This window comes from Dethiosulfovibrio faecalis, assembly GCF_021568795.1.
In the GTDB taxonomy this organism is placed as follows: Bacteria; Synergistota; Synergistia; order Synergistales; family Dethiosulfovibrionaceae; genus Dethiosulfovibrio; species Dethiosulfovibrio faecalis.
This window is the reverse complement of sequence record NZ_JAKGUE010000013.1, coordinates 49460-75554: the sequence shown is the minus strand read 5'-3', so window position 1 is coordinate 75554 and position 26095 is coordinate 49460. Positions and strand designations below refer to the sequence as shown.

Here is a 26095-nt window from a genome sequence, read left to right as displayed (position 1 = left end):
GGCCGAGCTCGGAAGCATCTCCGAGCGCAGGGTCTCCCGTATGGTGGACAAGAGCCTCTCCAACGGATTGCCTCCCTTTATAATCGCCGACAGCGGCGTGAACAGCGGCTTCATGATCAGTCAGTACACAGCGGCGGCGGTGGTGTCGGAGAACAAGACACTGGCCCATCCCGCTTCGGTAGACTCCATTCCCACCTCGGCCAACCAGGAAGACCACGTATCCATGGGATACTGGGCCTCCCTCAAGGGAACCAGGATACTGGAGAACGTCCAGAAGGTCTTGGGTATAGAGATACTCTCCGCATGCCAGGGAATAGACTTCTCCAAGCCTTTGAACCCTGGGAAGGGAACCAAGGCGGCCTACGATAGATTCCGTGAGGAAGTTCCCTACATAGAAAAGGACGTCTTCCTCTATCCCCTCATGGACCAGGCCATCTCCGTCGTGAAATCCGGATCCCTGGTGGAAGCGGTCGAGAAAGCAGTGGGAGAACTGGCCTAGAACAGACCAAAGAACTGCACGATGACGTTGGAACGAGACACCTCCACGGTGACTCTTATACGGTTCGTCTCAAAAAGAAAAAAAGACTAAGGGGGACGTCACCATGCTATTGCTCAATCCCGTGGTACTTTCAGTCAGCACCATGATAGTCCTGTGTCTTCTCAATCTGAACGTGATATTAGCGCTTATAATCGCCGCCCTGGTGGCGGGGCTAACCGCAGGAATACCTATAGGCGAGACCATGAGCGTCCTCATAGGTGGAATGGGCGGTAACTCCGAGACGGCGTTAAGCTACGTCCTCCTCGGAGCCCTGGCGGTAGCCATCAGCAAGACCGGACTGGCCTCGCTTCTCAGCGTCAAGCTGACCAAGGTGGTCAAGGATAAAAAGCACATGCTGCTCCTCATCATCGCCGGTGTGGCCTGTCTTTCTCAGAACCTGATTCCGGTCCACATAGCCTTCATTCCCATATTGATCCCGCCACTGCTCGGACTGTTCAACAAGCTCAAGCAGGACAGAAGGGCGGTAGCCTGTGCCTTAACCTTCGGCCTCAAGGCTCCCTACATCGCACTTCCCGCTGGATTCGGACTTATATTCCACGGAATCATCGCCAGGGAGATGACAGCCAACGGCATAGCCGTATCCGGCGGAGATATATGGCACTCCTCCTGGATACTTGGGGCGGGAATGGTCATAGGCCTTCTGGTCGCTATATTCATATCCTATAACAAGACCAGGGACTACGAAGACAGGCCTGTGGCCGGTCTGGAGGACGTCAAGGAAATTCCCGAGCACATGACCACCTCCCACTGGATGACCCTCGTCGCCGTCGTGGTAGCCTTCGTCATCCAGCTCAAGACCAGCTCTCTGCCCCTGGGTGCCGTAGCGGCTCTGGGCATAATGGTCGCGACCGGTGCGATTAAGTGGAAGAGCCTGGACGAGGTCATGTCCGGCGGCCTCGGAATAATGGGTATGATAGCGATAATCATGCTCGTAGCGGCCGGTTACGGCTCGGTCATAAGGGAGACCAAGGCGGTCGACCTCCTGGTCGAGAGCATCGTGGGAATGGTAGGTGGCAGTAAAGCCTACGGAGCCCTTCTCATGCTTACAGTCGGCCTTCTGGTCACGATGGGCATCGGAACGTCCTTCGGCACCATTCCGGTAATAGCCGCAATCTACTGCCCTCTGGCCATAAAACTGGGATTCTCTCCGGCCGCGACGGTCTGCCTCATAGCTGCGGCAGCGGCACTTGGATACGCCGGATCTCCGGCCTCCGACTCGACCCTCGGGCCCACCTCGGGACTCAACGCCGATGGACAGCACGACCACATCTGGGACACCTGCGTACCGACCTTTCTGCACTACAACATAATACTAATCGTCTTCGCAATGATCGGATCGCTGGTTATATTCTAACTTGAGATAAAACGTACAAACGAGACGAACCTCTCCAAGAAAAAGCCCGGACCTTAAAAGGTCCGGGCTTTTTGGCACGACCGTCCTTATTGACAAGATATCGGGAATGGGATAATTTATGGGTAGTCACATTTGAGACAATCTGTCCCATTTTTGGAGGTCCGCATGACAGAACGCAAAGACAAGCTGGACGCAGTCGGTAAAGTAGCGAGAATAATGGACCTGCTCTGCTCCTCCGAGCATAACCTCAGTATAAGGGACATAGAGAGGGAGACAGATATCCCCAGAAGCACCGTCCACCGTTTTCTGGCCTCCCTGGAGGAACAGGAATGGATCTACCGCGACATAGACACCGACCAATATCGCCCGGGAATAAGGTTTTTTCTTCTTCACCGAAACGTATCCTTTTACGACGAACTCATCAGAATCTCCGACCCCGTAATGCGCAAACTGGTGGAGAAAACCTCCAAGACCTCCATAATGAGCGTTATGGAAGGGAAGGAGGGACTCTGCATTCACACGGTGGAACCGACCATGTCGGTTAAATTCGTCGCCCACAAGGGAATGAAGATCCCCCTTCAATCGGGAGCGACCGGAAAAATCCTCCTGTCCTACTGCAGAGAAGAAGCTCGAGAGAAAATACTGCACAAGTCGGGATACGAAAAAGCGGCAAAGCTCAGAAAAGATATCGACGAGATCAGACTTAGAGGCTACGCCATAAGCAAAGAGGAGTGGATCGAACACGCAGGAGATATCAGCGTGCCTCTGTTCGACTCTAAAGGTTCTTTCGTAGCGCAACTGGGCATAGCGGGTCTGGTGACCAGTTTCGACGGACGAGAGGAAGAGCTGCTCGAGGATCTTCAGGAAGCGGCTAGAAAAATAGGGCGGTCCTTATAGCGATCGAGCCCTAAAATATCAGGAGGGAAAACCATGGCAAAACAGTTGATCGAGTGCGTGCCCAATTTCAGCGAAGGCAGAAGACAGGACGTTATCGAGTCTATAGTGAAACCCTTCAAAGAGCAGAAAGGCTGCTACCTCTTTGACTACAGAGCCGACGAGGACCACAACCGTCTGGTCGTGAGCCTGGCCGGAGAGCCTCAGGCGATCTCCGACGCCGTGATGGCGGCATCCAAGGTCGCGGTGGACAACATAGACCTGAACACCCACAAAGGAGCCCATCCCCGCATGGGAGCCATCGACGTCATCCCCTTCACCCCCATCAGCGGCATCTCTATGGACGAATGCGTCGAGCTGGCCCGCTCCTTCGGAAAAAGGTTCCACGAGGAGCTGAACGTCCCAGTCTACTACTACGAGGACGCGGCGATCCGCCCCGACCGCACCAGACTGGAGGTAATCCGCAAGGGACAGTACGAGGGGCTCAAGGAAGAGATAACAAAGCCCGAACGCCATCCCGATCTGGGAGAGCCCAAGCTGCATCCCACCGCAGGAGCCACGGTAATAGGGGCCCGTAAGTTCCTGGTCGCCTTCAACGTCAACCTGAACACCACCGACGTCGAGATCGCAAAGACCATCGGCAAGAGGGTCCGCGCCTCCGGCGGAGGCTTCACCGCCGTCAAGGGGATAGGTCTCGCCCTTGAGGACAAGGGAATGGTCCAGGTCAGCATGAACATAGTCGACTACGACAAAACCGCCATATACAGGGCCCTGGAGTTCATCCGTATGGAGGCGGCCCGTTGGGGAGTCACCGTAAACGGCACCGAGGTATACGGCATGATCCCGGTAGCGGCCATGCTGGACAGCGCAGCCTACTACATGCAGATAGACGACTTCGATCCCAACCAGGTACTGGAGCTCAAGCTGCTGGAGCTTATGAGAGAGGAGAATTAAAGATGACGGCCACCCTTTTCCGCAACGCCCGTATAACCACCCCCATCGGCGGCGACGCGCCCCTGGCCGGATCCGATCAGGGCCGGGTCGCGACCTATGAAAAGGGCGCCCTGCTCTGCGAAAACGGCCTCATCGCCGCCATAGGAGACGAGAAGGACGTCCTGATCAAGGCGGAGGAGATGGACGTGGACATGGAGGTGGACTGCGAAGGGACCTGCATGATTCCGGGTTTCGTCGATCCCCACACCCACATATGCTTCGCAAAACGCAGGGAGAGCGAGTTCTCCATGAGGCTGGCCGGAACTCCCTACCTGGAGATACTCAAAGCAGGAGGAGGCATCCTCTCCTCTGTGAGATCGGTCCACGAGGCCACAGAGGACGATCTCTTCGAGACGACCCTGGACAACGTCCTCTCCGCTCTCAACTTCGGCACCACCACCCTCGAGATAAAGAGCGGCTACGGACTCACCACCGAATCGGAGCTCAAGATGCTCTCGGTGATAGGTCGAATCGCCAGAGAAACCCCTCTGGACATAGCCCCCACCTTCATGGGAGCCCATGCAGTGCCCACCGAGTACAAGGGGAACCCGGACAAGTTCGTGGACATCATGGTAGAGGAGATGCTTCCTGCCGTAAAGGAACAGGGAATAGCTAAATACTGCGACGTCTTCTGCGAAGAAGGGGTTTTCACCGTGGACCAGAGCAGGAGGATACTAGAGAAGGCCAGAGAGCTTGGCTTCCTGCTGAGAATCCACGCCGACGAGGTCCACGACACTGGAGGAGCCGGACTTGCGGCGGAACTCGGGACGGTCTCGGCGGAACACCTGCTGGCGGCCAACGAGAAAAACCTGAGATCCATGGCGGTAAACAGCGTCATAGCCGACGTCCTTCCCGCCACCGCCTACAGCCTCAAGAAACCCTACGCTCCTGTAAGAAAGATGATCGACCTGGGAGTACCGGTGGCTCTCGCCACCGACTGCAATCCCGGATCCTGTTTCACCGAGTCCATACCCTTCGTGTTCGGCCTCGGGGTTATGAACATGGACATGACCGTCGAGGAAGCTCTGGTCGCCACAACCCTCAACCCTGCTTGGTCCCTGGGACTACAGAACAGGGTGGGAAGCCTGGAGGTCGGCAAGCAGGCGGACTTTTTGCTCTTGGACGGCGAAAGCCCCGCCATACTGGCCTATCACGCAGGGGTGTCTCCCGTGGTAGAGGTCTACAAAAAGGGCGTACAGGTAGCCTAAAAACGAAAAGAAAGGGGTCTTTTAAATGAAACTCTCCGAACTTACTGTAAAGGGATTCGTGGAGGAACTCGCCTCCGACTCTCCCGCTCCCGGGGGGGGCAGCGTAGCGGCCCTGGCCGCATCTCTGGGAGCCGCCCTGAGCTCCATGGTCGCCAGTCTGACCGTAGGCAAGGAAAAATACAGGGACAACTGGGATGCGATGGAAAAGGTCCGCTCCGACGGCAACGAGCTCCACCGGGCCTTTCTGAACCTGATGGAGAAAGACACGGAGGCCTTCAACCTCTTCATGGCGGCCCTCAAGATGCCAAAAGGAACCGACGATGAGAAGACGGCCCGTTCCGAGGCCATTCAGCAGGCAACGAAGAAGGCCATAGAGGTTCCCTTCGAGACCATGACCAAGTGTCTGGACATGGTAGAGCTGGCCAAGATAGCCTGCGAAAAGGGCAACTCCAACGCTGTCACCGACGCCGGATCCGCCGCCGTCCTCGCCAGAGCCGCGGCGGTAGCGGCCTCCTACAACGTCAAGATCAACCTGATGGGCCTCAAGGACAAGGCCTTCGCCGACAAGGCCAAAGTCGACATGGAGAAAACCCTGAAGCTCATCGAGGAAACATCCGCATCGATCGAGAAGGCCGTCGAGGCCGCCATAAGCTGAATAAAAAATCGCCGGAGCCCCGACCAAGGAAACTCCGACGACGACATTGAAGAACTTGGAGGTATTCTAACATGGACTATAACCAGATGACAGAGAAAACCATGACCATAAAGCTTGGAAACGAGCTTCCCGAGTATCCCGATTTCGCCAAGGGTATCCGCCGTGCCCCCGACAGGGGCTGGAACCTCAGCAAGGCCGAGACCGAGCTGGCTCTCAAAAACGCCCTCCGTTACGTCCCCAAGGAGCTTCACGAAAAGCTGGCTCCCGAGTTCATGGAGGAGCTTCGCACCATGGGACGGATATACGCCTACAGATATCGCCCGGCCGGAGAGCTCCACGGCAAACCCATAGACGAGTACAAGGGCAAGTGCACCGCCGGCAAGGCCTTTCAGGTTATGATAGACAACAACCTGGACTTCGACGTGGCCCTCTACCCCTACGAGCTGGTCACCTACGGAGAGACCGGACAGGTATTTCAAAACTGGCTACAGTACAGGCTCATAAAGAAATATCTCGAGGAGCTTACCGAGGACACCACCCTTGTCCTGGAAAGCGGCCATCCTCTTGGACTGTTCAAATCCAAGCCCGATGCGCCCAGGGTTATCCTCACCAACGGCCTCCTGATCGGCATATTCGACAACCAGGCCGAATGGCACAGGGGAATGCAGCTGGGAGTTACCAACTACGGCCAGATGACCGCCGGTGGATGGATGTACATCGGCCCCCAGGGAATCGTCCACGGAACCTTCAACACCGTCCTCAACGCCGCCAGACAGAGGCTGGGAGTCGGCCCCAAGGAAAACCTGGCAGGCATCCTGTTCGTCTCCTCCGGACTGGGTGGCATGAGCGGAGCCCAGCCCAAGGCGATCGAGATCGCCGGAGGGGTGGGAATCGTCGCCGAGGTGGACTACTCCCGCATAGAGACCCGCCACAGCCAGGGCTGGGTCAGCCGAGTCGCAAAGACCTGCGAGGAGGCCTTCTCCATGGCCAAAGAGGCGATGGAGAAAAAGGAACCTCTCTCCATCGCATATCACGGTAACATAGTGGACCTGCTGGAGTATGCGGACAAAGAGGGCATAGAGATTCCCCTTCTCTCGGATCAGACATCCTGCCACGCTCCCTACGACGGAGGCTACTGCCCCGCGGGCATGACTTTCGAGGAACGCACCGCCATGCTCCACGACGCTCCGGAAAAATTCCGTGAGAAGGTGGACGAGACCCTTCGCAGACACTACGAGGTTATAAAGAAGCTCACAGCCAAGGGGACCTACTTCTTCGACTACGGCAACTCCTTCATGAGAGCCGTCTACGACGCCGGGGTAACGGAGATATGCAAAAACGGCAAGGACACCCACGACGGCTTCGTATGGCCATCCTACGTCGAGGACATCATGGGACCGGTTCTGTTCGACTACGGCTACGGACCCTTCCGTTGGTGCTGCCTCAGCGGAAACCCCGAAGACCTTCGCAAGACCGACAAGGCCGCCATGGACTGCATCGACCCTAACCGCAGGTCACAGGACTACGACAACTGGATCTGGATCAGGGACGCGGAGAAAAACAAACTGGTGGTGGGGACCCAGTGCAGGATCCTCTACCAGGACGCCGAGGGAAGGACCAACATCGCCCTCAAGTTCAACGAGATGGTACGCAAGGGAGAGATAGGTCCGGTCATGCTAGGAAGAGACCATCACGACGTATCGGGAACCGACTCCCCCTACAGGGAGACCTCCAACATAAAGGACGGCAGCAACATCTGCGCCGACATGGCCACCCAGTGCTTCGCCGGAAACGCCGCCAGAGGGATGACCCTCTGCGCCCTTCACAACGGCGGAGGAGTGGGAATAGGAAAGGTCATCAACGGAGGATTCGGAATGGTCCTGGACGGATCTGAGAGAACCGACGAGATCCTCAAATCCGCCATGATGTGGGACGTCCTCGGCGGAGTGGCCCGAAGAGCCTGGGCCCGCTGCGACCACGCCATAGAGGTCAGCGGAGAGGTCAACGAAAAATACAGTGGAGACTACCACATAACCCTGCCCTACATCCCCGACACCGACCTGATAAGCTCGGTGGTGGACAGCGCCTGGAAGAAGAAGTAAAGTCCAAGACATACGAACATAGAAGGAGAGGTGCCCGACCGAGGGTGCCTCTCCCTTTTTGAAAACGAAAAAAGATCGGAGGAAAAGAACATGTTATCGATGATACCGCCGGAACCGGAGCTTTTCTACAGCAGAGACGACCCCATGGACCCTAGACTGGGAGACCTGGTAAAACCGGTTTCAAGAGATATCGACGAGGCCCTGAAATCGGCCCAGATAGCCCTGGTAGGTGTACCGGAGGACAGGGGAATAAAGGCCAACGGAGGCAAGCAGGGAGCCGCCCTGGGCCCGAAGGCAATTCGCCGGTCCTTCTATCGCCTGACCCCGGGGTTCGGGCTGGACGTCAGCGACCTCTCCATGGTGGATCTGGGCGACGTCCCCATAGGAGACGACCTGGCCGGAACCCACAAAAACCTCACCGAGACGGTAAAAAAGATCGTCTCCGCCGGGGTTTTCCCGGTGGTCTTAGGAGGGGGCCACGACCTCACCTACCCAGGGCTGCTCGGCCTGGTGGAGGGATCGAGTCTTAAGGAAGGACAGCTGGGAGTGATAAACGTGGACAGCCACCTGGACGTCAGGGATATGAGCCACGGCATAACCAGCGGAACCCCCTTTCGCAGGGCTCTCGAGGAACTGCCCGACAGAGCCTTACTTGGGCGATCCTTCGTCGAGTTCGGCATACAGGAACAATACAACTCGCCCCATTACTACAGGTGGGTTAAGGACAAAGGAGCCACGGTGCTGACCCTCAGCTCCGTCGGGACTAGACCGATGGAATACTTTCTGGAGGCCAGTCGGGTAGCCTGCGACGGCACCAGAGCGGTGGCCCTGTCGATAGATATCGACTCGGTCCGCAGCCACGAGGCCCCTGGAGCGTCGGCCAGCAACCCCAGAGGTTTCAAGGCCCCGGAGCTGGAGAAGGTGGCCTATCTAGCCGGAAGGACCGACAGGATAAAATATCTGGACATAATGGAGATGTCCCCTCCCCTGGACGAGGGAGGTAGAACCGCCGCCCTCTGCGCCTCAACTTTGTTCTGGTTCTGCAAGGGATTTAGAGAAAGAGGCTGACCTCGGGGGAGAGAAGCACCAGCAAATCTAAAAACTATCTAAAAATAAAAAACATCCACCCGCTTAAAGGCAACATCCTCGCGGAATAATCTAAGAATACCAGCAGCAACAGCAAGCACTGCCGACGAGAGAGAACTCTTCTCTCTCGTCGAGGACTTATCAACATAATAAAATCCACGCTGAGAAACAAACCTCTTACGCCAAAGCGCTTAATTAAAAAGCAACCAAACAAAACCTCTTAAAAACTACCCCAGCCCCAAATAATCAACAAAAATCATCTGCTTTATTTTTGATAAAGGCTATATTTTAGGGGAAATTGAACCGATAACAAAAATGGGAGGTGATATTTTTATCAGATATCGACACCTTTTGTTTTTGACAACCCAAAAGGGGCCCACCTCGATAGTCCAAAAGGGACCCACCCTCTTGTTTAATTTTCAGAGCTGACATCGGCGATTCTTTGGGCAAAGCGATAGGATTCCCCCTTGAAGACGAATATATGAGCATGATGAGTCAAGCGATCCAGCATAGCCTCAGTCATAGTTACATCCCCGAAGATCTCTGTCCAGCGACGAAATTCCAGGTTCGTGGTGATGCAGACGCTCCGTCGTTCATAGCGTTCGGCAAAGAACTGAAAGAGCATGGGGCCTCCTGGACCGAGCCCCAGATAGCCTAATTCGTCCACTATGACCAGATCGCATTTCTCGTATCGGGCAAGGGCCTTTTTGAGGCGATGTTCGTCGTTAGCGACTAAGAGCTCCTGCGCCAAGCCCATGGCGGTGGTAAATCGTACCGAATAGCCCTGAGCGATGCATGCCATGGCGACCCCTATAGCTATATGGGGTTTACCTGTTCCTGATTTCCCCAGGAGGATGAGGTTCTCCCCTTTTTTGAGAAATCCTCCATCTCCGAGCTCAAGAATTTGGTCCTTCCTGATATCCGGAGCTCTTAAGAAGTCAAATCCCGCAAGCGTCCTGGTGTAAGGCAGTTTTGCATTACGGGTGAGGAACTTAAGCTTTCGCTCCAATTTCGAACGAGATCCAGCTTCGAGACAGTCAAGGAGGTAATCTTTAGGATGTTCACCCTCTCGAAGAAGGTGATCGTATTCCGTTGCCATACCCGGCATTTTCAGTTCCCTACAGTGCTTTTCAATGGCTCTATCCCTGAGTTCGTCCATCATGACACAGCACCTCCCTGGAGAAGCCTGTCGAAGTGGTTCAGATCTGCTGGCGTCATCTCTTTGTCGCACCGGTCCAGCCGGATAGTTTTCTCCCCAAGACATTTAAGGGTGTAGGCGTCTCCGGTTTTATCGTCCATCCTCCCGTTGAGCGCGATCTGTCAAACAGCTTCTGCCGAAAGCTGTCGAAGTTCGAGAGCTTTTCCGAGGGCCCGTGTCAACTTATCCTGGGGTATCTCTCGATGAAGCATGAGGATTGCCACCAGCACACGATAGCCTTCAGGGTCGGAGCAAAGCCGTCTTCTCGCCTCTTGCCAGATAGGGCCTAACTCTCGGACAACTGTGGCGTTTTTAACCGATCTCGGCTTTTTCGCTATGGCAGGAAGATAGTGTTCCAGCTCAAGGCCCCATTTCCCCTTGTCAAAGAGTCGACGATGCTGGGCGAGAAGCGATTCCTTACCCATTATCGCCACCTCGTCCCATCTAGCGCAGACCGTGACGATTTCCCTTTCATGACCGACTGGGACGGAGTACAGGTTCCCGTCGTAACGAATCAAGGACGTAGGACTCACTCTAAGCTGAACCGTAATTGCGCAATCGAAAGGAATGGAGGGAAGGGGATTGAGATGCTTTTCTTCCTCGTTCCACCGCTTTCCTCTACGAACCAGACACCATTCCTCCAGATGAGCATTCAACGTCTCCAAGTCCGGCACCTCTGGAACCGGAACCAAGGCATTGCGTCGAACAAAGCCGACCAGATTTTCCACGGACCCCTTTTCGTTGCCCTTCGCTACTCCGCAAAATTGGCTTTCGAAAAGGTAATGTCCTTTCAGGCTGGAGAACCATGGGTTTTCGACTCTCTTCGGACCCTTCAGGACCTTGCTGACCGCAGAAGAGAGGTTGTCGTAGAGGCATTCCTTGGGAATACCTCCAAAAAACTCAAAACCGTAACGATGACCTGCCAGAAAGCTCTCCTGCTTGGCGTTTGGGAAGGCTCTAACGTAGGGGGCTCCGCTGTAGCGTAGCCTCATACAAAAAAGAAATACCTTTCCGTTCCCCCCTCCAATACGGACTGTCGCCTCTCCCCAATCCACCTGCCCCTGCTCTCCTGGTTCCGCACTGAGGGGAATAAATGAACGAGGATCTGGATCGATCTCTTTTCGAAGCTCCCGAACCAACGCTCGTATCGTCGACTCTGCCCCTTGAAAATCGTATTCAACGACCAGGCGGTCGTAGATTCTCTTCGCTGTGTGCCGTTGCTTCTTGGGAGCCTCGAGATCCTTCTTCAGCCAGGAAAGAATCACGGGACAATACGGCCCCGTCACGGGCTTGAGACGAGAAAGATTACGTGTGTATCGCGGTATCGACGAGTCGACCAAAAATTTACGAATGGTCTTGCGGCTCATCTTATGCGTCCGAGACAATTCTCGAATCGATACCCCTTTGCTGAAATGCTGTTTTCGGATAAACTCTTTGTCGACCATCCCGTACATCTCCTCTCATCTCCCCGGAAAAGATTAGTCCTCTCTTCCGAAGATGATACATGGACTTGTCGGGGTGGTCCCTTTTTCGGCTATCAAAGAGCCCTAAAGTGGGCCCCTTTTAGAGTATCAAACACAACCTTTTTCAGCAGCAGGAACAACAGTAAAAACAATCTTGCACCATATCTCTAAGGAGGAGTGTGACATGAAACATACAATCAGTTCAAAAATAACATGCGCATTCTTTTTATTGGCTCTGATCTTTTTATCAAGAGCCGAAGCTGATCCAAATGTAAACGTGACAACATGGGATCTAACGGAAACAGACAATGTAATTCAATTTAAATTCAATGGGAGCCAATACAAGGAAATTCCTCTAGGAGAACACCGCCCAGCATGGGATAAATCAGCCTCAAATATTAAATCTCAATACCCAAAACCTAACTATTTCACCACTTGGCCCTCAATGAAAAATATTGAAGAACAAGTATATTGGTACCATAGACCAACAGATATGTTATATATCGCTGTAGCTAGCATGGCCATAAAAAAGCTACCACCATCAGAACTAGACCCCAATGATATTCCTTATCATTATGGGATAAGGGGAGAGTATAATCTCTCTCCAATAAACGTAGCGGAACAATTTCGTCATAGCGCTTTTTTAAGCATGAAAAAAGTTAACAACGGAACATGTTGGCCTATTCTTATCATAGGAGAAGGGGCTAACGCAAAAACAATATATGGGTATATGGGTAACTCAGGTTCTCCCCATGTGGGATATATCCATTTTTTCCCTCTTTGGCAAGTCAGTGCTTTAAATCCTAATAAGCTCCCAGAGGGAACCTTTACAGCAAAAGATATCTCAGGTGTAACAATGTCTCAAAAAATAAAGTTTGGAAACACAATTTTTGCAAGAGAGCTAAAATACTATCCATAAAAACAATTCAAAAACAACCTTATAGAAAGGTGGGGAGTTAATGCATATAGATGGAACTAAGCTGGAATTAGGGGTCTTCGCCAACTGGAAAAATCCAGGGATGATCAGCCCAACTCAGCGAATTGCAGGATCCATCCCATTAGGAACCTTTGGCGACTCACTGAAGATCTCCGACCTAGGGAAAAGACTTCAGATAAGAAGTGAGGAAACCACTCTATGGAACGATAAAACATCCTCAAACAACGCCGACCCGGCTCTCAAGCTCATGGACGAGACCATCTCCAAGCTGGGAGAGACCCTGGAAGAGATGAGAAAAATCTCCGTCCTGGCCGAGGATACAGATCTATCCGACTCCGACAGGATTCGATTGCAGATGAGGATGAGGGGGCTTCAGGAAAACGCCAAAAAGGATATATGGTCCATGGGACTGAAGATGGCGGGAAAAAGTGGCTCAGAAGCGGAGGCCTTGGCGGCGTGCGCCTCTAACCTGGTGTTCGAACAAGGCGGCGGCTATTACGGGATGCCTACCACCATGGAGGGACAGGAAAACCCCGACATGCTCCAAAGGGCCCTGACAAGAGCCGAGAATGGGCAGGAGTGGGACGTTGCCGAGGTGATGGAGTCGGTGGACCAACTATCGGAGGTCAAGGTCATACAGGGCCCGTCCATATCGGTGGAAGGATCCTGGGACGACTCTAAGCTGCCGGATGAAGTCGATCCAGATGCCCCTAGGATGTACGTAGCAAAGGCGTGGAAGACCCGTTACAAGGTGGTAGACGACCCAGAGGAACTCACGGTCCGACAACGTCTTGAGGCAGACCCAAGGGTCATCCTGATAATGGATCCAAAGTCAGCTGTAAAGGCCACGGAACGAATCGACCGGGAGATAGAGACCCTTAAAGAGTTGAGGAAGGATCTGTCGTCGGTCATAGCCCATGGTTCAACGATAGGGGGAGAGACCGAAGGGAACGCCAACCAGTCCGAATCCCGATTCCGGGTTTCAACCTCTTTAGGTATCATGGTGGCAACTCAGGATAAGCCCGGCGATTTCAGACTTACCGAACCCATCGGAGCAGCAGGAAACATGTTTGCTCACTTGGACTCGACCTTAAAAAATCAGATCGCCAGACGGTTGGGAATAGTGGCACCAGACGGCTATAGTCCCGAGCTATACAGAACCGTTCATACGTTCGTATAATGCCCAAAGGGTAAGAGAGCGGCTCTCTAGAGCTTCGCTCTCTTACCCTTTTTTATAACATCATCGATCATAGCCAATAGCTAAAACTGATAGATCGGAACCTTTCGACACGAGTCTTACATATAGGTATGGAGTACACACTTGAGAGACCGGGTCATCTGCCCTATACTACTTTGACAAACTAACGTGATCACAGCAACACCAAAGGGGGCTTCGAGGTGAAGATACTTAAAAGGCCAACGAAAAAGGGACAAGAAGAGAACGAATCGCTTAGAACAACGGTATCGAGAATAGTTCTATCCGTGCAGGATTCAGGAGACGAGGCCCTATTGGACTACTGTCGTCGCTTTGACCTGTCCACGAGGGAAACTCTTCGGATATCTCAAGAAGAAACGGATGCAGCTCTAGCATCCACCGATCCAGAGCTCCTGAACTATATAAAGACCGCCGCACACAACATAAGGGCTTTCGCCGAAAGACAGAAGGAGACCTTGGCGGACCTACCGGAGCAGGAACTATCGCCCGGCGTCTTTCTGGGACACAGGGCCATCCCGGTTGAATCCTGCGGCTGCTACGTCCCGGGAGGGGGTTATCCCCTCTTCTCCACCGCCCTCATGCTGGCCATACCGGCCTCGGTAGCAGGGGTTAAGAGAATCGTGGCCTGCTCTCCTGTCATGAAGGGCACCGATAAAATCCACCCAGCGACCCTGTCTGCCCTTTCCATAGCGGGAGTGGACGAAATATACGCGGTAGGCGGAGCTCAGGCCATAGCCGCCATGGCGTTCGGCACCGAGCAGATAGCCCCGGTGGACGTCATAGCCGGCCCCGGAAACCGCTACGTCACGGAAGCGAAAAGACAGTGCTACGGCCAGGTGGGTATAGACTTCGTGGCGGGCCCCAGCGAGGTGCTCATAATAGCCGACGAAAGCGCCGATCCGGAGATACTGGCGGCGGACATACTGGCCCAGTCGGAGCACGACCTCAACGCCAGAGGAATCCTTCTGTGTACAGACAAGGACATCGCCAATGCCACAGCCTCGGCGGTGGAGAGACAGCTGAAGGACCTCGCCACCGCCGAGATGGCCGGAAGAGCCTGGCGGGAAAACGGCGAGATCGTCATAGTAGACTCGCTGAAACAGGCCTGCGAGATATCGAACCGCTACGCCCCGGAACATCTGGAGCTGGCCGTCCGAGACCCGGAAACCCTCATACCGGCACTGACGAACTACGGAGCCCTGTTCATCGGGGAGATGTCCGCCGAGGTGTTCGGAGACTACGTATCCGGCAGCAACCACACCCTGCCCACCCTTAGGGCGTCTCGCTACACAGGCGGGGTCTGGGTCGGGACATTCACTAAGATCTGCACATCTCAGAGGATGACCCCGGAGGGAGTAGCGCGGCTCGCCCCAGTCGCCGAAGCCATGGCCAAGGCCGAAGGGCTTGAGGCCCATGGGAAAGCCGCATCGATAAGGCTCAAAAACAAATGATCCTATAAAAAAGCGGAGGCCGCTATGAAGATCGACGGTCTCCGCTCATCTTTTCTATCTCCACCAGCAGATGTAGAAGATAGAGCAAGGTAGCTCCGTTAAGGCTCAAGATAATCCCGATAACCGTTCCGGGCAGAAGCCGGGATATCAGCATAGAGGCTCCGAAGAGTATCGAGAACATGTTCACCGCCACCTGGACTCTACCCAACCTCTTCAAGATGGCGAAATCGGGGCCCCTTCCCCTTCTCGACCACAGCTTGAACATGCCTATCGCCCCGCCAAACACGTTCAGGATCCCCACAGCCACGGTCAAGAAGGGCACCAGAAGCTCGGGAACCATGCAGGAAGCCGTTCCCAACACGGTGAAGAGCAACCCAACGAGGAGAACCGCCGGAGTTCTGGAAAAAGAGCCCACCGGAGTGTTGCCGAAAGCCAGCATCTGTACGGCGAATATAACCATCAGCAGACCTAGCTGAGCTCCTGCGGAAAAGGGCAGTAAGCCCAAGCTCACCGGAATCAGCAGCACCCCGAGCAAAACCATGAAGACCCCCACCAAGAGGATCATGGATTTATCCGGTGACAGATTTCCGGTACGAGCGGGAGGATGATCCCGATAGACCGGCACCAGAACGAATGCCAGATACACCAGAGAAGCTCCATAGGCCATCAGAAGTACCGAATACTGCCGAGCGGAGAGGATCTCTCGAGACCACAGGGACAGGCCTATCGACATGGAGAGCAAATAGGCGGCCCCGCAGGCCGCCGCCAGATGGAGGAACACTCCCCCTAGCCTCAACCAAGTCGCCAACCTCCTACCGTCCAGACACAGACGGACGAACATGGCCGCTCCGCCCACACCCATCGAGCCCAGAAGCACCAACCTGGGCACGACGCGAAACAGACCGGGGATAAAGCAGGTCACAACACCTATCCCGGCCAGGACTACCCCCAGAACGGTCCATAGAGGTCCGCGCCCCACGTCTCCGAAAGGAGCCTTCCCCAAAGTGATGATCTGCACCGCCATGACGAACATGAGCAACCCCAGAAGACCGTTCTCGTAGTAGGGCAAAATCCCTCTCGATATAGGAAACAGCAGGGCCGACGCGGTCAGGGAAATGACCCCGGCCGTCAGGAGTACCGCGGACTCGGTGGAGACTGCCATCTCAGCCCGTAAAAAATCTCTCATATCCATCGGGAAAATCCACCCATGCTAAAAATAGGTCCCCTTCGTCCTGTAGTTCTCCCTACGAACCGAGGCCAGATCCCTGGCCAGTTTATCAAACTGATCACGGTCCTCCCGATAAAGACGATCCACTTCCCTTATCGACTGGGGGAAAACTATCAACAACATTTTATCTTCCACCTCCTGAAGGACGTAGTCCACCGCCTCGTCCACCGAGATGGAATCCGGCGGCGGCTCGAGACCGTCGAAAATAGCGGTACGGACGTTCCCGGGACAGAACACGCTGAAGTTCAACCCCTCGCACTCCAGCTCGTACTGTAGACACTCGGTCATCGATATGACCGCACTCTTGGTAGCGGCGTACACTGCCTGATACGGTATCGGAACCTTCCCGGCCACGGAGCCCGTGTTGACTATATGTCCGAAGCCCTGGGACCTCATGATAGGGATAGCCGTGTAGGTTCCGTGCACCACCCCCATGAGGTTCAGGTCCACGACGGACCGCCACATCTCGAAGGTAACCTTCTCCACCGGCAAGGTCAGGCCGACACCGGCGTTGTTGAACAGAAAGTCCAGATGTCCGTCCAGATCCCTGGCCCTTTCCAGAACGAGCCTCACCTGATCTAGAGACGTGACGTCCGTAAGGGCGGAGAAGACCCGCCCCGGATACCTGTCGTCCAGTTTACCCGACTCCCTGGTGAGGTTCTCCTCGTTGAAATCGGCCATGAAGACCGCCCTCGACCCTCTGGCAAGAAGCTCCTCCGTCAGGCCGAGTCCTATGCCGGAAGCCGCTCCCGTTACTACCGCTACCTTGTCCTCGTAATATCCGTTCATGACAACACCCTCGAATCGGCCACGTTTAATCTGGCGGATCCCTGAAACATAGAGGCTTCCATCCATCGGACCACCGGCAATCGGGCAAGTTCGCGAATTATGGAAAACTGCCCCGGATGCCGTTCTTCTCCTAAGTCGGTCCAGTTAAGGCTTCCCTCTCCGGTCCACATACGCACCACATCCATCTCCTGAGGATAGAGAGTCGCCTGGCTGAGGGCGGCCCCTCCCTTTCCCAGATCGGGAATATATCTCCAGCCGAAGAAGTTGACCTCCCGGTGATTCTCGAGAGCACCGGACTTCAACTCCACCTCTTCTTGCCTGTGGAAGTCCATGGAGAGAAAGGTAGAGCCCTCGTAGGAAGCTCCCGTGTACCAATGCTCCTCCTTGTGCCGCTCCGACGGGATATCGGCGTAAAGCTTGGGCATACCGTCCTCCTCCCTGCCTCCTATGATGGGACAGGCCTTGTTCTCCCATATGACAAGAACGTAGTCGCCCACGAGCCCCTCTCCGTTTCCCATATATCTCACGGGAACGGAGGCCTGGATCAAACGGTACTCCCCTCCGGCCATCCAGTCCACGTCGCGGCAATTGGAGTACTGGACGTCGACCCTGGGTTTCAAGATCTCGAAATCCTCCGGAACAAACCGGGCGATGCTTTCCGGATCTATCTCGAAGGGCACGGAGATACAGGTCATATCCCCATAGACCACCCTCACTGGATAGAACGGATGGCCGGAGAAATGAACCGGCATCTTATACACAAAGTCATCCTTGAAACGAAACCGACCTCTCATGACTCACCTCCATGCGGCAAAAAATAGACCGACTTTAAGAGTCCAACAGAGCTACCGCCCGAACGGGTGCCCCGTCGGAATCGGCTATTTTCAGAGGAAGACAGCACAGGGTCACCGAAGATGGAAGATCCTCCAACCCCGTGAGATTCTCCACTATGACCATACCGGCCCCTAGAAAGACCCTGTGGTTCGGAAGATCGAGCGAATCCACCGGGTCGACCGATATGGCGTCTACGCCTATACCCTTTATCCCTTTATCCACAATCCATTCACAGGCCTCAATGGACAAAACGGGAAATCCCTCGAAGTACTCCGCCTTTCCCCACATGTCGGACCATCCGGTACGGTAGAGGAAAAAATCGCACCCCTCCAGATCGTCGCCATAACGCTCCAGTTCGGAAAGCCCTATGGTCCCAGACAGTCCTGAAAAATCCGCCACCACGGCCCTTCCGACGAAGCGATCCGCCGAGATCTGATCCAGGGTAGCCCCCTCCTTTAGTATATGGGCGGGAGCATCCATATGGGTTCCAGTATGGCTGAACATGGTTATGAGCTTCTCAGCGAAACCCTCCTTTTTCACGGTTGTAGCCTGAACTATCTTTGGCGGCTCGGTGCCGGGATAGACCGGCATACCTTCCCTTATGACCTGAGTAAGATCCACGACATTCAAAACGATCACTCCAATAACATCTCTTATTATAAAAAGTCGTAATCCATCTTTTCTCTCAAAATTCTCATGTTCTTTCCGATACTACACCTAAGCCATTAACATATCAAGAAAAACATTTAGCACGTCTCATTTGAAAAACAGAATTAACTTAAGACACAAGAAAGGAGAAGGCCCCGTCGAAAATAGACGGGGCCTTCTCCTTTCTTACAAAGCTATTTTCTAGTTACTGGCCGATCACCCTGGGGTCGTCCATCTCGCAGTAGAAACGGAACTGACCGTCCTTGATTATCTGGGCGACAGGCGCCTTGATGACCTCGCCGGTCTCGGTGAACTTGACCTTTCCCGTAAGCCCCTCGACCTCGGACTTGGCTATGGCGTCCTTGACCTTGTCTCCATCGGTGGTCCCGGCGGTCTTTATACCGTCGACCAGGACCATGAAGGCATCGTAGGCAGAGGCCCCGACCATGCAGGTATCCACCTCGAAACGCTCCTTGTACTCCTTGAGGTACTTCTGAACGAAGGGACGAGGATCGTCTCTGTTCAGATTGGTAGCTATTATGAAGCCCTCGGAGGCGTCTCCGGCGATCTTGGGAGTCTCCGGCGAATCTGCGCCCTCCTCTCCAACGAACTGGGCGGTGATGCCCATCTCCCTGGCCTGTTTGAGCATGGGGCCGGCCTGAAAGAAGTATCCGCTGGCTATGACTACGTCGGGGTTCTCCTCCTTGATCTTGGAGAGATAGGCCTTGTAGTCCTTCTCACCGAAAGGATATGCTTGGTCGGAGAGCACCTTCACGTCAGGAGCGTATTTCTCGAGATACTCCATGGTGCCGGTGGAAAGGGTCCTGCCGAAATCGTTGTCGGCATGGATCAAAGAAACCGTCTTGGCCCCCAGCTTCTCTACCGCCAGATAGGCGCATCCACGACCCTCGAGCTCTCCTAGGAAACCGATCCGGAAACAGTAGTCGCCGGCGGCGGTAACGTCGGGATGAAGGGCATAGGCGGCGACGAAGGGGATCTCCTCCTCCTGAAAAATGGGAGCCACCGCTCTGGTCGGAAAACTATAGGAACCTCCGACAACTCCGACGACCTCGTCTCTCTCGAGCAGTTTGTAGGCCAATCCCACAGCTTCTTTGGGTTCGTTGCGATCGTCGTAGTAGACCAGCTCGACCTTCTTGCCGAGAAGTCCACCGGAGGCGTTCAGTTCCTCCACAGCCATGACGACGGAGTTCTTGACGTTTATCCCGTCATCGGCACCGTTTCCGGTCAGAGGAGCGAGAAGACCGATCTTTATGGTGTCCTCCGCAAAGACGGATCCCACTAACAGAGAAAGGACGAAGACGATCGACAACCCCAATTTCAACAGCTTATTCATGGTACGCACCACCTCCAAGGTAGGTATGACCGCTCCCAGGAGCAGCCTGACGCTTTATAGGTATCAGAGGCCCAGATAGGCCTCTCGAACCCCGGGATCCTCCATCAGATCCCCGGCGGATCCCTCCATAACCAGGTTCCCCGCCTCCAGCACGTAGCCTCTGTGGGATATCTCCAAAGAGGCCAGGGCGTTCTGTTCAACTATCAGGATGGTGAGGCCGTATTCGTGGTTGAGATGTTGTAAAATCTCGAAAACCTTGTCCACCAATATAGGCATCAACCCCATGGACACCTCGTCTACGAGCAATATGCGAGGCTCCGAGACCAACGCCCTGGCGATAGAAAGCTGCTGCTGCTCCCCTCCGGACAGGGTTACTGCGGCCTGATCCCTCCGTTCCTCCAGTACGGGGAAAAAGCTGTATATCCAACTCAGTTTTTCCTCTAGGTCTATCTTATCCCTCATGCCGTATATGCCGGTCTGAAGATTTTCGTAGACCGAAAGCCAAGGGAAAACCCTCGCCCTCTCAGGAACGATCCTTATGCCCTCTCTGGCCCTCATGTGGGAGGGCATGGACGAAAGATCCCGATCCTCCAGGAACACCGCACCGGACGAACTAGGCACAATACCCATCACCGCGTTCAGGATGGACGTCTTGCCGGCACCGTTGGCCCCTATTATGGAGACCAGCTCCCCCTCCTCCACGTGGAAGGATACTCCGTGAACCGCCCGGACCTGACCGTAGGATATGTGAAGATCCTCAATTCGAAGCAACATCGCCGGATCCCCCCTTTCCCAGATAGGCCTCTATGACCTTGGGATCTTTGACCACTTCCTGAGGCTCTCCCTCGGCCAGCTTTCTGCCATGATCGAGGATGACGATCCGTCGGCTCAGCTTCATGGCCACCTTCATGTTGTGCTCTATCAAGAGTATAGAGATGCCGTCGGAGGCGAGATCCATAACCAGATCCTCCATCCGCCCTATCTGTTCGTGTCGAAGTCCGGAAAAGGACTCGTCCAGGAGGAGCAATCGGGGCTCCAGGGCCAGAGCTCTGGCTATCTCCAGTCTACGATGGTCTCCGAGAGGCAAAACGGAGGCCTTTCTATCGGCATGACCTCTCAGGTTGACCCTATCCAGGATCCCCATCGCCCTGTTCCTCACCGACCTGCTACCCCAGAAACCCAAGGTCTTGGATAGGCTGCGATAACGTCTAATACCCAATGCCACTACGACGTTTTCCAACACGGTAAGGCCGGAAAAGGGCTTCACTATCTGAAAGGTCCGTCCTATTCCCAGACCTGCCATATCGTGGGGGGCTTTTCCGTCGGTACGCTTTCCGTCGAAGGTGATACTTCCTCCGGTGGGAGTGTACACCCCGGAAATCATATTGAAACAGGTGGTCTTTCCCGCTCCGTTGGGCCCCAGAAGTCCTAGGATCTCCCCTTTTTCAAGCTCGAAGGAGACCCGATCCACCGCCTTCAAACCTCCGAAATGCTTGGAAAGATCGGATACGGATAGAAGGACATCGCTCATGATCTGTCACCTCCGACATGTCTGCCGATTATCCTGGAGACCACGCTCTCCTCACCGAGCAATCCCTGGGGCTGAAAGCGGATCATCCCCAAAAGCAAAAGACTGTAAATCAACATCCTGTACTCCATCAGAGGACGGGCCAGTTCAGGCAGGGATCCCAGTATGATAGCCCCTACCAGAGGTCCCCAGAAAGTCCCCATGCCTCCTAAGACGATGAGAGACAGAAGCATGACGGAAACGGGAAACCCAAAATCGGAGGGAGCGATAAACCTCATCTGATGGGCGTAGAGAGCCCCTCCTATGCCGGCTATAACCGACCCCAAGACGAAGGCCACCAGTTTGAACTTAACGGGAGAGACTCCCATGCTGGATGCGGCGGTCTCCTCCTCCCTCAGGGATATACAGGCCAATCCCATCCAGCTTCTGGAAAACCACCAGGACAGGAACATAACCAAAGCCAGGAAAACCAGGCAAAGGGCCAGGAACTCGCCTCCCTTGAGTTTATTCCCCAGAAAGACCACTCTGGGAATGCCGCCCAGACCGAGAGCTCCTCCGAAAAAGGGCACGTAGAGAAACAGTGACTCGACGATAAAGTTTATGCCTATGGTGGTTATGGCCAAAAAGTCCGCCTTTAGACGAAGACTGGGAAGACCGCAGATTATACCTATAACAGCACATATAGCTATCACCAGAGGCAAAGCGGCCCAAAAAGACAGACCGGCCTTGGTGGCCAGCAATCCGGCACTGTAGGCTCCTATTCCGAAAAAAGCGGCGTGTCCCAGAGATATCTGTCCGGCGTATCCTACTATTATGTTCAGTCCGTAGGCCACTATGGCCTGAATGGAGATGAAAGTGGCGACGGTAATTATATAGCTCATGACGACACCTCCCCTAACTCCGTTTTCCCAACAGGCCCTGAGGACGCCACATAAGAACGACTATCATGGCTATGAAGGCAAGGGCGTCTCTTGGAAGGGGGATACCGGCGTAGCCTATGAGAAGGGTCTCCGCCACTCCAAGGGAGAGGGAGCCCACCACCGCTCCCGGGACGGACCCCAGGCCGCCCACCACTATGAGGGCCAAAGCCTTGTATGCCGGTATGGCTCCCATGCCGGGAGAGACTGTATTGTAGAATATCCCCACCAAGATCCCCGCCAGGGCGGCCACGGCCGAACTGACGAAGAAACTGAAATCGACCATGAAACGACTGTCTATGCCCATCGCACCGGCTATAGGCATATCCTGAGAGGCGGCCCTCATGGCAAGACCGGTCTCGGTCTTGGTGGTGATGAACCACAGAAGGAAGAATACTACCGCGGTTATGACGTATATCCCCATAAGGTTGGACGAAACGTGAATACCTCCCAGATCGAAACTCGGGAAGGGAAGCTCCAAAGAGAAAGTCTGCACCGATGGACCGGCTACCAGACGGACGAGTTCCTCCATACCGGTAAATATGGCGATACTGCTGATGAGAGGAACGTAAGGCGGGTATTTCAAAAGAGGAAAATAAACCAGCCGCTCTATAGCGACCCCTATGAAACCGCATGCTATCATGCTGACGACCATAGCGAACCATATGTTGCCCGTGACGGAATAGACCCCTATTCCGATGTAGGCTCCGGCCATATAGACCCCGGCGTGAGCCACGTGAAGGACCCCCAAAACGCCGTAGACTAAAGCCAGGCCCAGTGAAATCAGGGCGTAGGTCGCCCCCGTAGCCAGGCCGTTCAAGAACTGTTCCGCGAAAAGATACATTATCCCCCTCCTCAACCTCGCAAACCCCAATATTTCGACAAGCCGCAAAACCCCAATAAAACATATTATAGAGACATAGCCACTCTTCTTCAATAAACGCCGGGGCGTCCCATTAATGGGACGCCCCGGCGTTTATTGACATAAAAATTCGCTAAGAAAGATACCGCTCCACAAAAGAGGAATCCTCCATAAGCTGCAGACAGGCATCCACGACCTTCGGATCGTAGCCGGACCCTCTGTTGAGCTTAAGTTCCTGAACGGCCTCCTCTATACCTAGGCCGGGCCTGTAAGGACGATGGGAGGATATCGCCTCCACGACGTCTGCGACGGCAAGGCACCGGGCCCCCATGAGTATCTCGTCTCCGGACAACCCCTTGGGATACCCAGACCCGTCCAACCTCTCGTGATGCTGCCTCACCATGTCTGCCACGGGCCAGGGAAACACTATGGACCGAAGCATATCGAACCCAGCCTCGGGATGGGTCTGAACCATCTTGAACTCCAGTTTGTTCAACTTGGCCGGTTTAGTAAGGATCTCCGCAGGAATGGCGATCTTACCGATATCGTGAACCAGCCCGGCTATCCGGACACCCTCGACCTCGTCCTCCGACATTCCTACCATCTCGGCCAAAGTGGCGGCAATGGAGGCAACCCGTCTCTGATGTCCCGCCGTGTAGGGATCTCTGGATTCCACTATCTTTCCCATGGCGTCGACGACACCGATAACCGTATCCCCCAGTCTGGCGTTGGCGTCCGCCAGTTCGGAGGTTCGAAGCTGAACCAGACGTTCCAGATCTTCCTTGTAGAGGGTAAGCTCTCTCTCCGACCTGGTCAGCTCGTCGACCTTTAATTCAAGATCTTCGTTGAGGCCTCTGACCATGGAAAAAAGCTCCAGATACTGTAGGACACTGGCGGCGGAATTCAGAACGACCGTCACGAAATAAAGATGGGAATCCAGAAGGGTTCCTCTATCGGAATTCATAATTCCCAAAAACATGCCCATGGTCCTGGTGGAAGTCGACATCGCGTGAAGCAAAACGGTGTTTTCTCCGTCGGAGGCTTTCAGCAAAACCGGCTTGTTGCGGTTAAGGGCCCAGGCGAAACTGCCGTCTTTTAACAGTATTTTCCTCTCCGCCTCCAGTCTTTCTCCGTCCCCCTCAAACCGAGCCAGGGAAAAGGCGGCCTCGTCGTCCACCAGATAAAACCCGGCGGAGGAACACTCGAAAAGTCGCTTCAACCTCCGCAGGGTCTCTCCCAGCACGACCTCTCTGGAAACGGTAGAACCCGACAGGAACGAAAAATCGTTGAGCCTCAAGACTATATCCAACACCTTATCGACAAAACGATGACGTTCCTTCAACGAGGCCAGCTGATACTCAAGATCGTCGGAAACGCCTCTGTACCTCATCCTCCGATTCCCCCTAGAAAAACGTCCACTATCTCGGACCTCTGCCTGTCGAACTGCTTCAGTACAAAGACAAGCTCGTTGTAGGACAGACCAAGAGAGTCCACCACTCCGTCGTCGAGGACGGGCACGAAGTAATCACCGGCGAAACCGGAACCGAAAGCACAGGCCATGGCCTCGGCAAGACGAAAGACCGAACTTTCCAACTCCCTGCAGTCGGGGAAAAGCCTCGACTCTGTCACGGACCATGCCAGCTCAGGAGGCAGGCACCACCTGGACAGGAGAACGGAGGTCACGTGAGGGGAGCTGTAACCGAAAATATCCCTCTCTGCCTCTATGGTCGTCTTGCCACCATAAGCGGAGGACAGGACCCTGCAAAACTCCCTGGGCATCCGTTCCATCATCACCATTCGCCCCAGGTTCATCAACATACCCCCGATGAAATAGCGGGAATCGTCTCCTCTGAAGCGGCGACCGGCGAACAACCTGGCGAAGATGGCACAGCAGATCGAGTGTTCCCAAAAATGCGCCATGTCCAAGATAGGATCGTCTATACTTCTGAAATGGGTGATGGATGCCACCTGTATGGCCAAAGACATGAGATCTCCGCTGCCGACTATGGCGACCGCCTGTTCTATTGAATTTATGGTTCTCGGAAATCCGTAGAGAGGGCTGTTTACGAGACGAAGCAACTTTGCGGAAAGGGCGGAATCCTGCTCCACCACGTAGGCCACGTGAGAAGCGGAACTCCGGGGAGATTCTATGACGTCTATTATCTGTCCCAGGACAGGAGAATAGGAGACCAGACCGGGCTCCTGAGATACAAGGGACTCCAGGGATAAAACATCCGACTCTCCTTCCAGGTCGATAGGAAGAGAGGCGTTCAGACTGAGCATTACATTTCGCTCACCGGCCAAGTCGATGAACCAGTCTCTCAAAACCCCGGGGGACAGATAACGAAAGGGGCTCTCAATACCGTCGGACTCCACCGCTCTAACGGAGAGGATCTCCCCCGGAAGGATATGGTCGTCGCGAACATCTGCCTCTACGACACCCCAGGATCGGAGTATATCCAGACATCTATCGCTCACCGTCGTCCCCTCGGCGAGGATAAAACGACCGTTAGGGGCAAAGAGATCTCTTCTAAGGACACGCCCTTCAAGGGCATCTATACCGATAATCGCCATTGACACCCCTCCATGTGAGAATCCTAATCCCCATGGAAAAGTTTACCACATAGACGTTATCTTCTCTAGCGCTACGAGCCCTAGCTACAACGTGACCGGGACCTCCTGGGACGGGCACACTCTGACCCACCGTCCCGACTCGTCCTTATCCCACACAAAAGAAACTTCGGACCGATAAGCCGAAAAGACCTTTGAACCGTCCATATACCAATTTCCGCAGCTGTCTTTTTCCCACATAGAGGGCA

The 26095-nt window shown here is 54.4% G+C and carries 25 protein-coding genes; 11 read left to right on the top strand and 14 right to left on the bottom strand.

Annotation, left to right across the window (positions count from 1 at the left end):
• The 8 genes from L2W58_RS09710 to L2W58_RS09675 all read left to right on the top strand — a co-directional run.
• On the top strand, nucleotides 1-499 hold a 499-nt coding region (locus L2W58_RS09710), incomplete at its 5' end, for an aromatic amino acid lyase (RefSeq protein WP_236103142.1).
• A gap of 103 nt (nucleotides 500-602) precedes the next feature.
• Entirely contained in the window at nucleotides 603-1913 is a 1311-nt protein-coding gene (locus L2W58_RS09705) for a Na+/H+ antiporter family protein (RefSeq protein WP_236103141.1), read from the top strand.
• 165 nt (nucleotides 1914-2078) lie between these two features.
• Complete coding sequence (locus L2W58_RS09700; RefSeq protein ID WP_236103140.1) at nucleotides 2079-2810, top strand: IclR family transcriptional regulator; 732 nt, start codon at nucleotides 2079-2081, stop codon at nucleotides 2808-2810.
• Nucleotides 2811-2843: 33 nt separating this feature from the next.
• Complete coding sequence (gene ftcD, locus L2W58_RS09695) at nucleotides 2844-3761, top strand: glutamate formimidoyltransferase (protein ID WP_236100024.1); 918 nt, start codon at nucleotides 2844-2846, stop codon at nucleotides 3759-3761.
• Nucleotides 3762-3763: 2 nt separating this feature from the next.
• On the top strand, nucleotides 3764-5008 hold the full coding sequence (hutI, locus tag L2W58_RS09690; protein WP_236103139.1) for an imidazolonepropionase: 1245 nt from the start codon (nucleotides 3764-3766) through the stop codon (nucleotides 5006-5008).
• Nucleotides 5009-5033: 25 nt separating this feature from the next.
• Nucleotides 5034-5663, top strand: a complete 630-nt coding sequence (locus L2W58_RS09685) for a cyclodeaminase/cyclohydrolase family protein (RefSeq protein WP_236103138.1) — start codon at nucleotides 5034-5036, stop codon at nucleotides 5661-5663.
• 71 nt (nucleotides 5664-5734) lie between these two features.
• On the top strand, nucleotides 5735-7765 hold the full coding sequence (locus L2W58_RS09680) for a urocanate hydratase (protein ID WP_236103137.1): 2031 nt from the start codon (nucleotides 5735-5737) through the stop codon (nucleotides 7763-7765).
• 90 nt (nucleotides 7766-7855) lie between these two features.
• Nucleotides 7856-8833, top strand: coding sequence for a formimidoylglutamase (locus L2W58_RS09675; RefSeq protein WP_236103136.1), 978 nt, complete (start codon nucleotides 7856-7858; stop codon nucleotides 8831-8833).
• 430 nt (nucleotides 8834-9263) lie between these two features.
• Here L2W58_RS09675 and istB read toward each other — a convergent pair whose 3' ends face one another.
• Genes istB through istA form a run of 3 tightly spaced genes read right to left on the bottom strand, consistent with a single transcriptional unit; the run spans nucleotide 9264 to nucleotide 11494 of the window.
• Nucleotides 9264-10013 carry an IS21-like element helper ATPase IstB gene (istB, locus tag L2W58_RS09670; RefSeq protein ID WP_236103135.1) on the bottom strand — a complete coding sequence of 250 codons (750 nt, stop codon included), beginning with the start codon at nucleotides 10011-10013 and terminating at the stop codon, nucleotides 9264-9266.
• A complete protein-coding gene (locus L2W58_RS09665) occupies nucleotides 10010-10150 on the bottom strand; it encodes a hypothetical protein (RefSeq protein WP_236103134.1) in 141 nt (46 codons plus the stop codon). The genes istB and L2W58_RS09665 overlap by 4 nt, the downstream gene beginning before the upstream one ends.
• 21 nt (nucleotides 10151-10171) lie before the next feature.
• Entirely contained in the window at nucleotides 10172-11494 is a 1323-nt protein-coding gene (gene istA / locus L2W58_RS09660; RefSeq protein ID WP_255700487.1) for an IS21 family transposase, read from the bottom strand.
• Nucleotides 11495-11696: 202 nt separating this feature from the next.
• Here istA and L2W58_RS09655 point away from each other — a divergent pair, with 202 nt between their 5' ends.
• The 3 genes from L2W58_RS09655 to hisD all read left to right on the top strand — a co-directional run bounded on the left by L2W58_RS09655 (nucleotide 11697) and on the right by hisD (nucleotide 15116).
• Nucleotides 11697-12431, top strand: coding sequence for a hypothetical protein (locus L2W58_RS09655; protein ID WP_236103132.1), 735 nt, complete (start codon nucleotides 11697-11699; stop codon nucleotides 12429-12431).
• 40 nt (nucleotides 12432-12471) lie between these two features.
• On the top strand, nucleotides 12472-13629 hold the full coding sequence (locus tag L2W58_RS09650) for a hypothetical protein (RefSeq protein ID WP_236103131.1): 1158 nt from the start codon (nucleotides 12472-12474) through the stop codon (nucleotides 13627-13629).
• A gap of 218 nt (nucleotides 13630-13847) precedes the next feature.
• Entirely contained in the window at nucleotides 13848-15116 is a 1269-nt protein-coding gene (gene hisD, locus L2W58_RS09645) for a histidinol dehydrogenase (protein WP_236103130.1), read from the top strand.
• A 22-nt stretch (nucleotides 15117-15138) separates the two neighbouring features.
• On the opposite strand, the gene L2W58_RS09640 is transcribed toward hisD, so the two are convergent.
• The 11 genes from L2W58_RS09640 to L2W58_RS09590 form a co-directional block, all read right to left on the bottom strand.
• A complete protein-coding gene (locus L2W58_RS09640) occupies nucleotides 15139-16308 on the bottom strand; it encodes a hypothetical protein (protein ID WP_236103129.1) in 1170 nt (389 codons plus the stop codon).
• 18 nt (nucleotides 16309-16326) lie between these two features.
• Entirely contained in the window at nucleotides 16327-17133 is an 807-nt protein-coding gene (locus L2W58_RS09635) for an SDR family NAD(P)-dependent oxidoreductase (RefSeq protein ID WP_236103128.1), read from the bottom strand.
• Nucleotides 17130-17927: an acetoacetate decarboxylase family protein gene (locus L2W58_RS09630; protein ID WP_236103127.1), complete on the bottom strand. Its 798-nt coding sequence runs from the start codon at nucleotides 17925-17927 to the stop codon at nucleotides 17130-17132. The genes L2W58_RS09635 and L2W58_RS09630 overlap by 4 nt, the downstream gene beginning before the upstream one ends.
• Nucleotides 17928-17961: 34 nt before the next feature.
• The gene (locus L2W58_RS09625; protein ID WP_236103126.1) at nucleotides 17962-18606 is read right to left on the bottom strand and encodes a cyclase family protein; all 645 of its coding nucleotides are present in this window, start codon (nucleotides 18604-18606) and stop codon (nucleotides 17962-17964) included.
• 214 nt (nucleotides 18607-18820) lie between these two features.
• Complete coding sequence (locus L2W58_RS09620) at nucleotides 18821-19969, bottom strand: ABC transporter substrate-binding protein (RefSeq protein ID WP_236103125.1); 1149 nt, start codon at nucleotides 19967-19969, stop codon at nucleotides 18821-18823.
• Between the two features lie 63 nt (nucleotides 19970-20032).
• Nucleotides 20033-20743, bottom strand: coding sequence for an ABC transporter ATP-binding protein (locus tag L2W58_RS09615; protein ID WP_236103124.1), 711 nt, complete (start codon nucleotides 20741-20743; stop codon nucleotides 20033-20035).
• On the bottom strand, nucleotides 20727-21500 hold the full coding sequence (locus tag L2W58_RS09610) for an ABC transporter ATP-binding protein (RefSeq protein ID WP_236103123.1): 774 nt from the start codon (nucleotides 21498-21500) through the stop codon (nucleotides 20727-20729). Before L2W58_RS09610 ends, L2W58_RS09615 begins: the two co-directional genes overlap by 17 nt.
• On the bottom strand, nucleotides 21497-22378 hold the full coding sequence (locus L2W58_RS09605) for a branched-chain amino acid ABC transporter permease (protein WP_236103122.1): 882 nt from the start codon (nucleotides 22376-22378) through the stop codon (nucleotides 21497-21499). Before L2W58_RS09605 ends, L2W58_RS09610 begins: the two co-directional genes overlap by 4 nt.
• A 13-nt stretch (nucleotides 22379-22391) precedes the next feature.
• Complete coding sequence (locus tag L2W58_RS09600; RefSeq protein ID WP_236103121.1) at nucleotides 22392-23258, bottom strand: branched-chain amino acid ABC transporter permease; 867 nt, start codon at nucleotides 23256-23258, stop codon at nucleotides 22392-22394.
• Between the two features lie 151 nt (nucleotides 23259-23409).
• Nucleotides 23410-24666, bottom strand: coding sequence for an HD-GYP domain-containing protein (locus L2W58_RS09595; protein WP_236103120.1), 1257 nt, complete (start codon nucleotides 24664-24666; stop codon nucleotides 23410-23412).
• Nucleotides 24663-25850, bottom strand: coding sequence for an HDOD domain-containing protein (locus L2W58_RS09590; RefSeq protein WP_236103119.1), 1188 nt, complete (start codon nucleotides 25848-25850; stop codon nucleotides 24663-24665). Before L2W58_RS09590 ends, L2W58_RS09595 begins: the two co-directional genes overlap by 4 nt.
• Nucleotides 25851-26095: the final 245 nt, after the last annotated feature.